This is a genomic window from Bacillus sp. IS1 (genome assembly GCF_032461585.1).
GTDB lineage: Bacteria > Bacillota > Bacilli > Bacillales > Bacillaceae > Bacillus > Bacillus velezensis.
In genome coordinates this window covers 437,117-451,555 of sequence record NZ_JAWCWR010000002.1, presented here as the reverse complement: position 1 = coordinate 451,555, position 14,439 = coordinate 437,117, and the positions used below count along the sequence as shown (strand labels likewise).

At 46.1% G+C, this 14,439-nt stretch carries 18 protein-coding genes; 5 read left to right on the top strand and 13 right to left on the bottom strand.

The genetic code is table 11. The features are described 5' to 3' along the window. Positions 1-33: 33 nt before the first annotated feature. Entirely contained in the window at positions 34-525 is a 492-nt protein-coding gene (locus RUW00_RS10370; protein ID WP_087920810.1) for a GNAT family N-acetyltransferase, read from the top strand. After that, positions 522-971 (top strand): DUF5362 family protein, encoded by a 450-nt coding sequence (locus RUW00_RS10365; protein WP_007407573.1) that lies wholly within the window; start codon positions 522-524, stop codon positions 969-971. Before RUW00_RS10370 ends, RUW00_RS10365 begins: the two co-directional genes overlap by 4 nt. A 31-nt stretch (positions 972-1,002) precedes the next feature. Here the strand turns inward: RUW00_RS10365 and RUW00_RS10360 are convergent, their stop codons facing one another. Further along, a complete protein-coding gene (locus RUW00_RS10360; RefSeq protein ID WP_014419085.1) occupies positions 1,003-1,440 on the bottom strand; it encodes a DUF5392 family protein in 438 nt (145 codons plus the stop codon). A 220-nt stretch (positions 1,441-1,660) separates the two neighbouring features. On the opposite strand from RUW00_RS10360, the gene cls reads away from it, so the two are divergent. The 3 genes from cls to xynA all read left to right on the top strand — a co-directional run bounded on the left by cls (position 1,661) and on the right by xynA (position 4,715). After that, positions 1,661-3,109 carry a cardiolipin synthase gene (gene cls, locus RUW00_RS10355; protein ID WP_007407575.1) on the top strand — a complete coding sequence of 483 codons (1,449 nt, stop codon included), beginning with the start codon at positions 1,661-1,663 and terminating at the stop codon, positions 3,107-3,109. A gap of 135 nt (positions 3,110-3,244) precedes the next feature. After that, positions 3,245-3,631 (top strand): DUF5362 family protein, encoded by a 387-nt coding sequence (locus tag RUW00_RS10350; RefSeq protein ID WP_022553912.1) that lies wholly within the window; start codon positions 3,245-3,247, stop codon positions 3,629-3,631. Between the two features lie 442 nt (positions 3,632-4,073). Then, the gene (gene xynA, locus RUW00_RS10345) at positions 4,074-4,715 is read left to right on the top strand and encodes an endo-1,4-beta-xylanase XynA (RefSeq protein WP_007407578.1); all 642 of its coding nucleotides are present in this window, start codon (positions 4,074-4,076) and stop codon (positions 4,713-4,715) included. Between the two features lie 330 nt (positions 4,716-5,045). Here xynA and RUW00_RS10340 read toward each other — a convergent pair whose 3' ends face one another. The 12 genes from RUW00_RS10340 to RUW00_RS10285 all read right to left on the bottom strand — a co-directional run bounded on the left by RUW00_RS10340 (position 5,046) and on the right by RUW00_RS10285 (position 14,377). Then, complete coding sequence (locus RUW00_RS10340) at positions 5,046-5,450, bottom strand: Rrf2 family transcriptional regulator (RefSeq protein ID WP_014419089.1); 405 nt, start codon at positions 5,448-5,450, stop codon at positions 5,046-5,048. Between the two features lie 141 nt (positions 5,451-5,591). Then, on the bottom strand, positions 5,592-7,301 hold the full coding sequence (gene ureC / locus RUW00_RS10335) for an urease subunit alpha (protein WP_249684994.1): 1,710 nt from the start codon (positions 7,299-7,301) through the stop codon (positions 5,592-5,594). Beyond that, complete coding sequence (gene ureB, locus RUW00_RS10330; RefSeq protein WP_280144685.1) at positions 7,298-7,672, bottom strand: urease subunit beta; 375 nt, start codon at positions 7,670-7,672, stop codon at positions 7,298-7,300. Before ureB ends, ureC begins: the two co-directional genes overlap by 4 nt. Beyond that, positions 7,669-7,986, bottom strand: coding sequence for an urease subunit gamma (ureA, locus tag RUW00_RS10325; protein ID WP_003151198.1), 318 nt, complete (start codon positions 7,984-7,986; stop codon positions 7,669-7,671). The genes ureB and ureA overlap by 4 nt, the downstream gene beginning before the upstream one ends. 353 nt (positions 7,987-8,339) lie before the next feature. Beyond that, positions 8,340-8,528, bottom strand: coding sequence for a CsbD family protein (locus tag RUW00_RS10320; protein ID WP_015418407.1), 189 nt, complete (start codon positions 8,526-8,528; stop codon positions 8,340-8,342). A gap of 74 nt (positions 8,529-8,602) precedes the next feature. Then, positions 8,603-9,082 carry a hypothetical protein gene (locus RUW00_RS10315; protein WP_007407583.1) on the bottom strand — a complete coding sequence of 160 codons (480 nt, stop codon included), beginning with the start codon at positions 9,080-9,082 and terminating at the stop codon, positions 8,603-8,605. A 121-nt stretch (positions 9,083-9,203) separates the two neighbouring features. Then, complete coding sequence (locus RUW00_RS10310) at positions 9,204-10,334, bottom strand: response regulator aspartate phosphatase (RefSeq protein WP_017418744.1); 1,131 nt, start codon at positions 10,332-10,334, stop codon at positions 9,204-9,206. Positions 10,335-10,524: 190 nt separating this feature from the next. Beyond that, positions 10,525-11,550: a GTP 3',8-cyclase MoaA gene (moaA, locus tag RUW00_RS10305; protein ID WP_012118655.1), complete on the bottom strand. Its 1,026-nt coding sequence runs from the start codon at positions 11,548-11,550 to the stop codon at positions 10,525-10,527. Between the two features lie 17 nt (positions 11,551-11,567). Then, a complete protein-coding gene (fdhD, locus tag RUW00_RS10300) occupies positions 11,568-12,356 on the bottom strand; it encodes a formate dehydrogenase accessory sulfurtransferase FdhD (RefSeq protein WP_014419095.1) in 789 nt (262 codons plus the stop codon). A 94-nt stretch (positions 12,357-12,450) separates the two neighbouring features. Next, on the bottom strand, positions 12,451-12,615 hold the full coding sequence (locus RUW00_RS10295) for a hypothetical protein (protein WP_007407587.1): 165 nt from the start codon (positions 12,613-12,615) through the stop codon (positions 12,451-12,453). A gap of 85 nt (positions 12,616-12,700) precedes the next feature. Beyond that, positions 12,701-13,381: a VWA domain-containing protein gene (locus RUW00_RS10290; protein WP_017418741.1), complete on the bottom strand. Its 681-nt coding sequence runs from the start codon at positions 13,379-13,381 to the stop codon at positions 12,701-12,703. Between the two features lie 309 nt (positions 13,382-13,690). Beyond that, a complete protein-coding gene (locus RUW00_RS10285) occupies positions 13,691-14,377 on the bottom strand; it encodes a VWA domain-containing protein (protein ID WP_007407590.1) in 687 nt (228 codons plus the stop codon). Between the last annotated feature and the right edge of the window lie 62 nt (positions 14,378-14,439).

Here is a 14,439-nt window from a genome sequence, read left to right as displayed (position 1 = left end):
ATGAAATGTGAAGGGAGATCCCGGAATATGAATTTGACCCTGCGCAAAGCCGTATTGGAGGATTTAGATGCGGTGGTGGCCATTTACAACTCGACGATTGCCTCACGAATGGTAACGGCTGATACGGAAGAAGTGACGCCCGCAGACCGGATGGATTGGTTTCTGCGGCACACGGACCGGCGCCCGCTGATGGTCGCGGAAGATGAAACCGGCAAAGTGGCGGCCTGGATCAGCTTTGAAACGTTTTACGGCCGTCCGGCCTATGACAAAACGGCGGAGATCAGCATCTATCTGCATCAGGATTGCCGCGGCAAAGGAGCAGGAAGCTTTCTGCTGAAAGAAGCCCTGGCACTCGCTCCGGCAATCGGCATCCGCAGCCTGATGGCTTTTATCTTCGGACATAATGTGCCGAGCATTAAGCTGTTTGAAAAATTCGGTTTTACCGAATGGGGCGTATTCCCGGGTATCGCCGAAATGGACGGAAAACGATATGACTTGAACATTTTAGGGAGAGAACTGTCATGATCACCATAGATAAAGACAAAGACGAAAACCAGCCGCTCAATAAAAAAGCCCGTTCCCTTGCCGACATCGCCAAATGGGGAAAGATCACCGCCGTGTTTCTGATCATCACGGGCTCTCTTTCCGCTCTGTCAGCCATTGTGACGCTGCTCGGAGCCATTCCGGGGGTTCTGCTCATCATTTCCGGCGTCATGCTGATGCGCTCGGCAAAAGCGGCGGCCGCCCTTCAGGAAGGACTAGAAGAAAACGCGGAAGAAAATATGCTTGCACATTACGCGTCATTTATCAAAATGCAGTTTTTTTACGCGGCTTCCAGTGTGGTATTGGGCATTCTCGCTTTTATTTTAGTCGTCATCTTCGCTGTCATCGGAATTATCGCTTATCACAGCACTGATACGTATGACACGCCTGATTCATATTACTATGAGAACGACCCGGTGTTTGAATGACAAAAAGAGCTGATCGCGCGTCAGCTCTTTTTTAATAAAGCATTTCTTTTTTCCGGTCTTCTTCCGTTAAAAATTCAATAAAGCTCTTCATCGCAGACGGCTCCTCGGCAATCAGCCGGGTATAGGCGCTTTTCCGTTCTTCGGACAGAATATCGCTTTTTCTGATTCTGTTCAGCATATAAAGGCGGATCGTTTTTTGCACCTGTTTCCGCTGATAGCCGGCTTCCTTAAACAATGCAAGACCCAAGGCCGCCAGGAGGGCAAAAATGCCGGCCGACACGAGAGCTCCTCTCCCGGAAGGGGCCTGAATCAAAAGCGATGCCAGATGAAACAGACTAAAAGCGGCGAGCGGGAAAGCAAGAAAACGGTAAATGATGCTTTTTTTCATCAGCGGCGCAATGGCGATTTGTATTTTCTGAATTTCTTTTTTTATGAATCCCGGCAATTGTTCCGCATGCTCCAGCTTCATGCCCTCTCCCCTTTGCTGTCATTTTTGTCTTCTTTTTCATATATGCATATTTTACCGCACCCGGAACTTTCTTTGAAAGAAAACTGCATTCATCTTTGATTCCGGCTCTTTATTCTTTCAAAATGTCAATGTTATAATTTGAAATGGGAATCAGATTGCTGCACTTGTCGGAATACTAATGGGCACAGTCTTGATAAATATGATATAGCGGGGTTGCAAAGTGAGCATTTCATTTATTTTATTCGGATTTTTTTTCGTTTTAAATATACTTTTGGCCGTCATCATGATTTTCAAAGAAAGACGCGATGCCAGCGCTTCATGGGCTTGGCTTTTGGTTCTTTTTTTTATTCCCATTTTAGGGTTTATTTTATACCTGTTATTCGGCCATAACCTGAGACGCAAGCATCTGTTCCAATGGGAGGACCGTAAAAAAATCGGGATTGAAAAGCTGCTGAAGTCTCAGCTGAAAGATCTGAAGTCGAGGCAATTCCAATTTAACAACAGAGCGACTGTGGATAATAAAGACCTCATCTATATGCTTGTCATGAACAACCACGCAGTCTTTACAGAGGATAATTCGGTGGAGATTTTGACGGACGGGCGCGATAAGTTCAAACGCTTAATGAAGGACATTTCCAACGCAAAAGATCACATTCACCTTCAATACTATATTTATAAAGGTGATGAACTGGGAAAAAAATTGCGCGATGCCTTAGTGAAAAAAGCACGGGAAGGCGTAAAAGTCAGAGTGTTATATGATGAACTCGGTTCAAGATCACTCAGAAAAAAATTCTTCAAACCGCTGCGGGACGCCGGCGGCCATGTGGAAGTCTTTTTTCCTTCCAGGCTTCGTCCGATTAATTTGCGGCTCAATTATCGGAATCACCGCAAGCTCGTCATCATTGACGGCGAAACCGGCTATGTCGGCGGCTTTAACGTCGGAGATGAATATCTCGGCCTGAATCCGAAATTCGGCTACTGGCGCGATACGCACCTCAGGCTTCAAGGCACGGCGGTACACGCCATTCAGACACGGTTTATCCTCGATTGGAACCAAGCCTCCCATCATCATACGCTCACATACGTTCCGAATCATTTTCCGGAATGCGAGCCGAAGGGCAATGTCGGGATGCAAATTGTCACGAGCGGACCGGACTCAGAATGGGAACAAATTAAAAACGGCTATATCAAGATGATCTCAACGGCCAAACGGTCGATCCTGATTCAGACGCCTTACTTTATTCCTGACTCAAGTCTTTTAGATGCCCTCAGGATCGCCTGTCTGTCAGGCATCGACGTCAAAATCATGATTCCGAACAAGCCGGATCACGCTTTCGTTTACTGGGCGACTTTATCTTACATCGGCGATCTTTTAAAAGCCGGAGCCTCAGTCTACATTTACGATAACGGCTTTATTCATGCAAAAACGATTGTCGTCGATGATGAGACGGCTTCCGTCGGTACGGCGAATATCGACGTCAGAAGCTTCAGACTTAATTTTGAAGTCAACGCCTTTATTTATGACGTCACCATCGCGAAAAAACTCATTTCTTCATTTAAAGAAGATCTGCTCGTCTCCAGAAAATATACGTATGAAGAATATCAGGAGCGTTCGCTGCGGATCCGCATTAAAGAATCGATTTCAAGACTTCTGTCGCCGATTTTGTAATTCCCGGGGTGTTTCTCGGGAATTTTCTGATATAAAAACGGACACGGCACGAAAAAACACATTTTATATTCAAAAGAATGACCGAATAGTGTATAAATGAAAAGTGAGTATTTTTTTGTAAAGGAGTGCCATAGTTTGAAACCTGAATCAGTGAATCGTTCGCTTATTTCTATTTCGAAGTGGGGAAAAGCGACAGGTATTTTATTTATTATTATAGGCGCGTTTGCGGCGCTTTCGGGCGCGTTTTTCTTTTTAATCGGAGCCATTCCCGGCGTTTTGCAGATCATTGCCGGCATTTTTCTGATGCGCTCGGCAAATGAAGCGGGACAGATGGCGGAGCAGTTCAATGAACTGACAGAGGAACATATGCTGGAGAATTATGCAAAGTTCGTGAAAATGCAGGGGATCTACCTGATTGTGACGGTCGGCTTGTCCGTTCTCGGCATCGTTCTTTTCGTTATCCTCATGACGCTCGGCATCGTGGACGACGCGTTTAATAATATTGATGCCAATACATATTAAAAAGAAAATCCCGGCGCATCCGCCCGGGATTTTTTCTTATTCCGCTTCTTCGGTAACGGTAAAGTTTTTCTGCTTTGGATTTTCCAATAACGCTGTCTGCAGATATTTTTTCGGACATTCCGGCTTCAGCTCAAAAAAGTTTTTTCAAATAAAACTTTTCCTCAGAGTTTCAACTGAAATCACTCAATTGTTCGACTGTTCCTGATCAGGTTTAGAAGCAAGAATTGTGATTCTGCAAAATAAGGATAAAAGCCATGGCGGAACAAGACCGCTTATAATACATTTTTTGGGTCTTTGTAATTAAATTACAATTGTTCTTAATATTCACTCATGTATTCATGCTATTATATTGAAAGGAACGATCAAAAGCGTTGGCGTTCGTTAAATATTTACGAGTGCTGCCTCATGTCAAAGTCAGAAAAAATAGTATAGGAGGTAACATATGTTTAAGTTTAAAAAGAAATTCTTAGTTGGATTAACGGCAGCTTTCATGAGTATCAGCATGTTTTCGGCAACCGCCTCTGCAGCCGGCACAGATTACTGGCAAAATTGGACTGATGGGGGCGGAACAGTCAACGCAGTCAATGGATCTGGCGGGAATTACAGTGTTAATTGGTCTAATACCGGAAATTTCGTTGTTGGTAAAGGCTGGACTACAGGCTCGCCATTTAGAACAATAAACTATAATGCCGGAGTCTGGGCGCCGAATGGCAATGGATATTTGACTTTATATGGCTGGACGAGAGCACCTCTCATCGAATATTATGTAGTGGATTCATGGGGTACTTACAGACCTACCGGAACGTATAAAGGTACTGTAAAGAGTGATGGAGGTACATATGACATATATACAACGACACGTTATAACGCACCTTCCATTGATGGCGATAACACTACTTTTACGCAGTACTGGAGTGTTCGCCAGTCGAAGAGACCAACCGGAAGCAACGCTGCAATCACTTTCAGCAATCATGTTAACGCATGGAAGAGCCATGGAATGAATCTGGGCAGTAATTGGGCTTATCAAGTCTTAGCGACAGAAGGATATAAAAGCAGCGGAAGTTCTAATGTAACAGTGTGGTAACAGCTCATCTTTAATTAGGGGCAGCTAACGGGCTGCTGATCGTTCCTAGAGGCATTTTATAATGATTGTTAAGAGGCGAACGGTTTTGGCATTGCTGGAGGCAGGATATCATTTTTTGTTTAACTTGCTCACAGCTGACACCTTCACATAAGCCTTAAGCAAAATAAAAATATCCCGGTAACCGCCTCCTTTAGTTTCGGAGGATTTTTTCATTAAACAGATCGCAATCCCGCATCCAGGCTTGTCTGAATATGGAGCCAATACCGTGATTTCCTCATTACCTCTTGTAACCATTTTTGTTACACCGATAGCGGGATGAACCATCTCTTTTTAACAAAAGAGATGATTCATTACATCATAAAGGGACTTGCTCGCAAGTTCATTCTCCATTGCCCGCTGTACGCTTCCGAACGTCTCATCGAGCGCGCGCTGCATATTTTTGCCGACCGGACAGTCGGGGTTCGGATTGTCGTGAACCGCAAAAAGCTCTTCCTTATTCTGCACAGCCCTGTAAACCTCTAAGAGGGTGATCTCCGACGGATCTTTTTTCAGGCTGGCTCCCGGAACACCCGCCCGGGATGTCAGAATACCCGCTTTTTTCAGCTGGCTGATCGTTCTCCGCACGACGACGGGATTGGTGTTTACGCTGCCCGCAATCATGTCCGATGACGCCCGTTCATCCGTTGAGATCAGCGATAGAATGTGAATGGCCACAGCAAGACGGCTGTTAATCATGTTTTTCACCACCATTGTAACCGTAATAGTTACATTTCATTTGTTTGTCAACTACTAATATACACTAAAACGGGCGGCAGGATGAAATCAAGTTGGCAATAGAGGTGTAAACAGGCCGGCGGGAAACCGGCCGGAGAGGGATTAAAATAAGAAATAACGCTGTCCGAGCGGAACATAGCTGACAGGCTGGCATGCCAGCTCTTCTCCGTCGGCGAACACCTGATAGGTTTTTGGATCGACTTGTATATTCGGCATCGCGTCATTCAGCTTCATGTCGAGCTTACTCAGCTTACGGATATTCCGTACGGGAGAAATCATTTTTTCAAGGCCGAGCTTTTCCGGCACACTGTTTGCGATACCGGCCTGGGACATAAATGTAATAGAGGTATTTCGGTTTGCTTTACCGTATGATGCGTACATCTGCCGCATAAACACGGGCTCAGGCGTCGGAATGGAAGCATTCGGATCTCCCATTTGAGCGCGGGCGATCATGCCGCCTTTGAGCACAAGTTCAGGTTTGACACCGAAGAAAACCGGGTCCCATAGTACAAGGTCGGCGAGCTTTCCTTTTTCAACGGAACCGACTTCATGGCTCAGGCCGTGAGTGACGGCCGGGTTGATCGTGTATTTGGCGATATAGCGTTTGGCGCGCACATTGTCATTGCCGTTTTCTCCTGATAGAGCGCCGCGCTGCTTTTTCATTTTATCGGCCACCTGCCATGTCCGGATAATCACTTCTCCCACCCTGCCCATCGCCTGCGAGTCAGATGACGTCATGCTGATCGCGCCGATATCGTGCAGAATATCCTCCGCCGCAATGGTGGCCGCTCTGATGCGTGAATGACTGAACGCCACGTCTTCAGGCACTTTTGAATCTAAATGATGGCAGACCATCATCATATCAAGATGCTCGTCCATCGTGTTGACGGTATACGGAATCGTCGGCGTCGTAGAGGACGGCAGGATATTGGCGTAAGATGCGAGTTTCATAATATCCGGTGCGTGGCCTCCGCCGGCTCCCTCTATGTGATATGTATGGATAACCCGGTCGCCGATCGCATCAAGCGTATTTTCTAAAAAGCCCGCTTCATTTATCGTGTCTGTATGGATCGCCACCTGAATGTCCGCCTCATCCGCCGCTTCCATGCAAGCTTTAATTGCGCTTGGCGTTGATCCCCAATCTTCATGCAGCTTCAGTCCGATCGCGCCTGCTTCCACCTGCTCGATCAGCGGCGCTTTATCGGATGCATTCCCTTTTCCTAAGAAACCGACGTTGATCGGAAACTCCTCGGCCGCTTCCAGCATTCTCGACATGTACCATGCACCGGATGTACAAGTCGTCGCTTTACTTCCCGTCGCAGGACCCGTTCCGCCGCCGAGAAGCGTGGTCACGCCTGAAGAAAGCGCGACTTCCATCTGCTGCGGGCAGATAAAGTGGATATGCGTATCCACCCCGCCGGCCGTTATGATTTTCCCTTCGCCGGAAATGACTTCTGTTCCGGCACCGATAATCATGTGCGGGTCCACCCCATCCATAATATCAGGGTTGCCGCTTTTCCCGACGCCGACAATCCGGCCGTCCTTCACCCCGATATCCGCCTTGACGATTCCGGTATAATCCAGGATGACGGCGTTTGTAATAACCAGATCAAGCGCTCCGTCTTTCCCGGTGATACGCCCGTTCTGCCCCATGCCGTCCCGGATTGTTTTCCCTCCGCCGAAAATCATTTCTTCACCGTAATTCGTGAAATCTTTTTCGACTTCAATCCATAAATCCGTATCTCCGAGTCTGACTTTGTCTCCCGTTGTCGGTCCGAACAGTTCTGCGTATTGCTCACGTGACATTTTCATCGGATCGCCTCCTCCATCCATCCGGCTTTTTTAAGATTTGACAGAGTCTTCTCTTTTCCCCGCTCATCCATATACGTATCGGCCATGCCGTTGAGACCTCTGACCGTTTTTCGCCCTCCGATTTCCACGAGCGTGACGGTTTTCTCTTCTCCCGGTTCAAAACGGACAGATGTGCCTGACGGGATATCAAGGCGCATGCCGATTGCTTTGTCCCGATTGAAGGAAAGGGCGCCGTTGGCTTCGGCAAAATGAAAATGCGATCCTACCTGCACTGACCGCGTTCCGTTATTGGTGACTGATACCTCCAGCGTCTCCCGGCCTTCGTTAATGGTGATGGTCCCCTTTGCGACTTGAATCGCTCCCGGCTTCATGACTTCACCTCCGCTTTGATCGGCTGATGAACGGTGACAAGCTTAACCCCGTCCGGGAACGTCGCTTCCACCTGAATGCTGTCCAGCATTTCCGCAACGCCTTCCATAACGTCTTTTTCCGTCAATACATTGCGGCCGGATTCCATCAGCTCAGCAACGCTCTTTCCGTCTCTCGCGCCTTCCATCAGATAACAGGTCAAATATGCAGCGGCTTCGGGATAATTCAGCAGAACGCCGCGCGCCTTCCGCTGCTTAGCGAGCTCTCCCGCCGTAAAAATAAGCAATTTTTCTTGTTCAACCGGTGTCAGTTTCATCTGTATTCCCCCTCAGTGATAGTCAAACACAATCCGCATGGTCATACCGAAACGATGCAGGCGGCCGTCACCCCCTTCACCTCATGAAATGTTAAGTGATAAAAGTTATTCGACGGTGAACGGCCCGATTCCTTTTGCAGAAATTACCGATTTCTCATTTTTTTCTTCAACAAACGTTTAATTAAATGTGAAGAAAGGTTACATTCTATGTGAATATTATAAAGAAATCACCGGTGAATTTATAGAATATTTAAAAATTTAGTGAATATTAACCAAATGAACTGGAATTTTTGTCATTTCTCATAACAAAAAGCCCAAAATATTTTGGGCTTTTGCTGTGTTTCACTATCAAATTAATCATCACTGAGTTTATCTTTCGTTTTACCGACACCCTTTTGCAGGCTGCCTTTCGCTTTGTCTTTTTTACCTTCCGCTTTTAAGTCGGACTTGTCTGCCATGTCTCCTGCTTTGTCCTTTGCTTCCCCTTTCATTTTGTTCATGCCGCCTTTTACTTTGTCTTTTAAACCGTTATCTTGACTCATGATCTCTTCAGCTCCTTTTTTGTTCTGTGTACTTGTTTTCTTCCCTTTCAGCCTGAACACAAACATTTCAACTCTCAATTATTGATTTCACAGCGTTCCCCGTAGCGGAGCACTTTGTAAACAGCCAATCCGTCTGACAGCTTATTATCCCCGTATTGCACCGGCAGAAGGGCAAAGAAAACATAATAAGTTGAAAAATAGACAAATTGGTAAAAAAATAAGTTTGGCTCAAGGACATCTTTTATGATCAGCAGATTTATTAAAAAGATAGAAGCGAGATTAAACAGACAGCCTCCGGAATAGACGAGCGCGCTCGTCAGACGGTTATCTATCCGCAATTCGCCGAACTTGCAGAAAGAATCTATGAAGTAGATACGCCGAACCTGAATCGGCCCTACTTTTAAAAGACGTTTCCCCATTCCGATATCCAATGATGCCTTGCCTCCGAACAGCATGGCCATAAAGCTGTGTCCCGACACATGGATGACAGACACCATCGGCAGAATGATGAGAAATGATACGAAAAACTTTATCATATCATTGAATCCGAACAACAAATCCCTCCTTCCCATCGTACTTTTTTCTCTCTTTTGCGATTTTTCCGTTTTTTTCTATGGTCAAACGTTATGATGTGCATAAAAAAATAACCATCTGCTGATCAGATGGTTAAGAAAATTATATATCGTATAAACACTGTTCTTTTTGAATGTTTTCTCTCATGCGAATCGCTTTTTCATAAAAATACGCCGCTTCTTTATATTGCCCATGTCCGCTTGTGTAAATGGCGGCCTCCAAGGCGAAATCTTCAATATACACATACAGCGATTTTTCATTCATATAGTCAAACACTTCATGGATTAAATCCATATTGAGTGACTCCAAATAAAGCGCTTGTAAAAACTTATACTTCTCTAAACTGAATCGGTCGCCCCGTTCTTTCGCGATCATGACCCCTCTTTCATAATAGGTAAGGGCCGCTTGGTCATCATGCAGCCTGAAAAGGGTGTGCGTTAAGCTGAACAGCGCCTTCGGAAGCTGTTCAAGCTGATGCTCTTCAAAAACGGGAACCGCTTTTCTAAAGTACCGGGCCGCTTCATCCAGATCGCGCTTTTCAGAATAACAATTCCCCAGATTGTAAAGCGAAGACCCGATCAGGCGGGGCTGTCCTTCAAGCAAAGAAAGGCGGAGGGCTTCGTCTAAATGCTCAAGCGCTTTGTCGTAGTTTTTGCAGTCGATGTAGTTTCCTGAGATGACGAAATGGCATTGAATTCTCCGCACTCTGTAGAAATCGTGTTTCATATACGTATCCAGCGCCTGAATCCCGTGATTCATGGAAAAATGAGTCTGCTTCATGACATAAAACACTTCAGACATCTTGAAATGGAATTCCGCCCTCTCTATATCATCCTCGACAAATGAAAGGAGTTTTTCCGCTTTCCGGTAAAAAGAAATAGCCGCAACATAGTTATTGTGATCGAATTCATACATCCCTCTGAACAAATGGAAATAATACTCAGACAGTCCCGATATGCTGTCCGTGCTTTCGATCGTCTTTTGCAGCTCGCTGTACTGAATCTGTGATTGTTCGGTGCATTCCGGCTTGACGTAATCAAGCATAATATGATGGCGGTAGCTGATCAGCTGATAATATAACAGCAGCAGCTGGTCTTCCTCCATACGTTGTATATCCTCATCAATTTCCTCTTTCAGCTTTATGGCATCAGCCGCTTGAAACGCTAAAATGTGCTTGTACCATTTGTTGATCTTAACTCCAACTTGAGATGACGGAATCTCGTATGCGGTCATGCCCCTTTCACAACCTTTTCTAATTTCTATTGGTTATATTTTAACATATTGTATGGCTTTGGAATTGCATAACTTGATTGTCCTGCATCAAAATTCCTATCATATATTTCGGCTGTTACCGGTATTTTTTGAACAGACCGCTCTCATAATGTGAATAAAAAAGCCTGCCCTGGTCCGGGCAAGCTTTTCTTCATCCGCCTATATAAGACATTTCCACTTTCTTTTTCCCATCCGTTTTAGAAAGCGCGCGGTCAATTGAATACTGATCCGTGCGATTTCTCCAGACAGAAGCGATGGATTCCGTCAATTCGTCATCGGTCAGACCGCCGCGCACGAGTTTCCGAACATCATAGCCGCTTGACGCAAACAGGCACGTAAACAGCTCGCCTCTCGCCGACAGGCGCGCTCTGTTGCAAGAGGCGCAGAATGCATCCGATACGGAGGAAATTACGCCGATTTCGCCGGAACCGTCAAGATAGCGGAACCTGGAAGCGACCTCTCCTTTATAATTCGCTTCTATCGGCTCCGTCGGCATGTGCTGGTTGATCAGATCAATAATCTCGGCCTTCGTGATCACGTCTTTTTTATTCCATTGATTCGTATTGCCGACATCCATAAATTCAATAAACCGGAGAATATGACCCTTTTCTTTAAAATAGCGGGCCATCGGCAGGATATCTTTTTCATTGACGCCCTTTTGAACAACCATGTTGATTTTCACACCGAGTCCGGCCGCTTTTGCCGCCTCAATGCCCTCAAGCACCTTGTTCACCGAAACCCCGCGGCCGTTAATGGCCTTAAACCGCTCATCCTCTAAAGAATCGAGGCTGACTGTCACGCGATGCAGCCCCGCCTGCTTCAGTTTTTCCGCATACACGGGAAGCAGAGAGCCGTTTGTCGTCATCGCGATATCTTTAAGTCCGGGGATACGCGCAAGTTTTTTGATCAATTCAGGCATATCTTTTCTCATGAGCGGCTCTCCGCCCGTCAGCCTGATTTTTTCAACCCCGAAGCGGCCGACAAACAGCTTCGCAAGCCGCTCAAGCTCCTCGAAGGAGAGCAATTCCGTCTTTTGTAAAAATGGATAATCCGGTCCGAATAATTCGGCTGGCATACAGTACGTGCATCTGAAGTTGCAGCGGTCGGTTACAGAGATACGAAGATCCCTGAGCGGCCTTTCCCTTTTGTCTGTCACCCGGCGCGTTTCTGTATTCATAAGCCCAAGACCCCTTTCTATTGTTCAACCCGTTCAGGATGTGTGTATACGTTAAATGATCCGTTTCTGACAAAACCTATCGCGGTTATGTTCAGCTCTTCCGCCATTTGCAGCGCGAGCTCCGTCGGGGCCGATTTTGAAATGACAATCGACACCCCGATTTTTGCGGCTTTTAATAAAACCTCTGAGGAAATCCGGCCGCTGAAGACGATCAGCTTGTCACGGACCGGCATTCCGTTTTTCAAACAGCAGCCGTACAGCTTATCCAGCGCGTTGTGGCGCCCGATGTCCGTCCTCATGAAGAGCAGCTTATCCGTATCGCACAGCGCCGCATTATGGACACCGCCCGTTTCCCGGAAGGTGCCGCTCCCGCTTTGCATCTCCTTCATCAGGCGAAGGCACGTCTCAGGAGTTATGGTGATACGGCTGACGGCGGTTTTGGCCGTTTTCACATCCTGCTGAAAGTAAAAATGGCGGCCTTTCCCGCAGCATGAACCGATGACCCTCTTCGTATAGTCTTTTTGCTCAAGCACTCCGGGATTCGTCAATTCCACATATGCAAACCCGAGACTTTCATCTATAGTAAAGCTTTTGATTTCTTTTTCAAAACGAATGACGCCTTCTGATGCGAGAAATCCGATGACGAGTTCCTCTAAATGGTCAGGCGTGCAGACGAGCGTAACAAATTCCTGCCCGTTCACCATGACGGTCAGCGGATACTCTGAAACCATCCGATCTGCCGTCTTTGTTAATACCCCTTTTTCATAGCGGTATATGTCTCTTACCGCTGTTGTTTTTTCATCCACTGTTTTCCCCTCCGCAGTATCCTTCTCTTTTATTCTTCCACAATCCCTGTATTTTGTCGAATTTGCGGTTTAAAAAAAGAGCCCTCTTAGGACTCTATGTTTCATTGCGATGATGTCTGCTCAGAATGGTGAATAAAATAACTGCGGCGATAATGGCCAATATACTGACGAATATGAAGGCGGCAAGCTTCAGAAAAATTCCCATCAGAACAAAAACGACTGCCGCCAGCACTAATATAATGCCTGCTCCTTTTAACAACAGCGTTCATCTCCTTTTATCCGTATCATTCCCGCGGTTCCGTTTTCTAAACAAAAAAGACGCCGCGCGGGCGTCCTTTTTTAACCTATTCTTTTGCTAAATCCTTTGCAGCGTCTTCCCAAGCCTGTTTGAACTCGTCCGCGCTGTCAGCTGAGACATATGTGCCGCCTCCCGCTTCCGCCGCTTTTTCAAGGCTTTCGCTTCCTTTCATGCCGAAGTTGAAGCCGATGATATTGACGACCGTGTTGACATTCGCTTTACGGAGCTTTTGAATTTCGGCCTGAGGATTCCCGCCGCATGTTTCTTCACCGTCTGTGATCAGATATACGACGTTTTTCCCCGCGGCGCCGGCCCGCTCAAATTCTTCACGCGTATCAGAAAGCGCTTTCGCAATCGGTGTCCAGCCGGTCGGTTTAATCTTGCTGAGTGATTGCTCAAATGGAGTCACGGCGTACGGCTGAAGGCCGTATAACGTTTCTGTCGCATTACATGATACGGCTTTGCCTGAGTTTTTATTATTGCCCTTATGCCCGAATACCCGAAGCATCAGATTCGTGTCTTCAGGAAGAACTTCCGCAAAAGAAGTGACAGACTCTTTCGCAACATCTATTTTACGCTCTCCCCCTGTTTTTTGTATCATGCTTCCGCTTGCATCAAACAGCACGGCAACGTTTGTTTCTTCGTGCTTTTTCTCAGCTGCAAAAACAGGTGATCCGAGTGAAAGCGTCAAAAGTCCGACAATCCCCGCAGTGAACATTTTTTTCATTTCCTTCATTCCTCTCCGTTTGTTTTTGGCCGATGGGCCCCCGGCTCTTCTCTATGCTAGATGACGAGTATGCAAAAAGATATAGGGCGGGATTCCTTTTGTATAAGCGGCGGTACGCCGTTAAAAATGAACAGAATTATGCGCATCATCCTAAAAAGATTGGATAAATGATGACAGATTTAATGCCTTTTTCGCCCTTTTTGTAATATAAGTCCGGAATCTGATTCTTTTTACAGTTTTCTCTTCACCTTTTCTTGAAATTTTTGTTAAATAAAAATAAAAAAAAGGGCCGATAAACGGCACCTTTTCTTATTCCGCTAATGAACTCGCTGCCATTGTAAAGATGCGGTTCATATCCTTTTGGCTGTGAGCTTCGTAATATTTTCCTCCGCCCGCTTTGGCAATCTCGTGAAGCTGGCCGTTGAAGCCTTCCTTAAAGTCAAAGCCGATCACGTTGACTTTAATATGCTGTTTGCGAAGTTCTTTCGCTGTCTTAACAGGATCTCCTCCGCATGTCTCCTCGCCGTCCGTCAACAGGAAAACGGATTTACTGCCAAGTTTGTGCAAACCGGTAAAGGAAGCCTTCGCATCCTCTAATGCTTTTGCAATCGGTGTCCAGCCCGTAGGTCCGATTCCGTTAAGAGAGTTAAGGAAGCTCTGTCTGTCAAACCTTTGGAATCCGTACACACCGCGAATGGATTCACAAGATTGAACCTTTCCGGAGTTTTTATTATTGCCTTCCGAACCGAAAACCGTCATTCTGACCTGTGATTTAGATTTAATTTGATCCGCAAAACGGACAATTTCTTCTTTTGCCATGTTGTATTTAGAAACACCGTCAATCCGTTTTGCCATACTGCCGCTCGCATCAAGTAAAATGGCGGTATTGTTTTTAAATGAAAGAGTCTTCTCGTTTGCATTCTCGGCAGCAAAAGCAGGAGATGCAGCAGTCAGCATCAATCCGAGCATGAGTATGAGTGAAAATGTTTTTTTCATTGCTTTTTCCCCTTTTCAATAGATTTACGTTCAACGCCGAACAATATTTATCGTAAATGAGA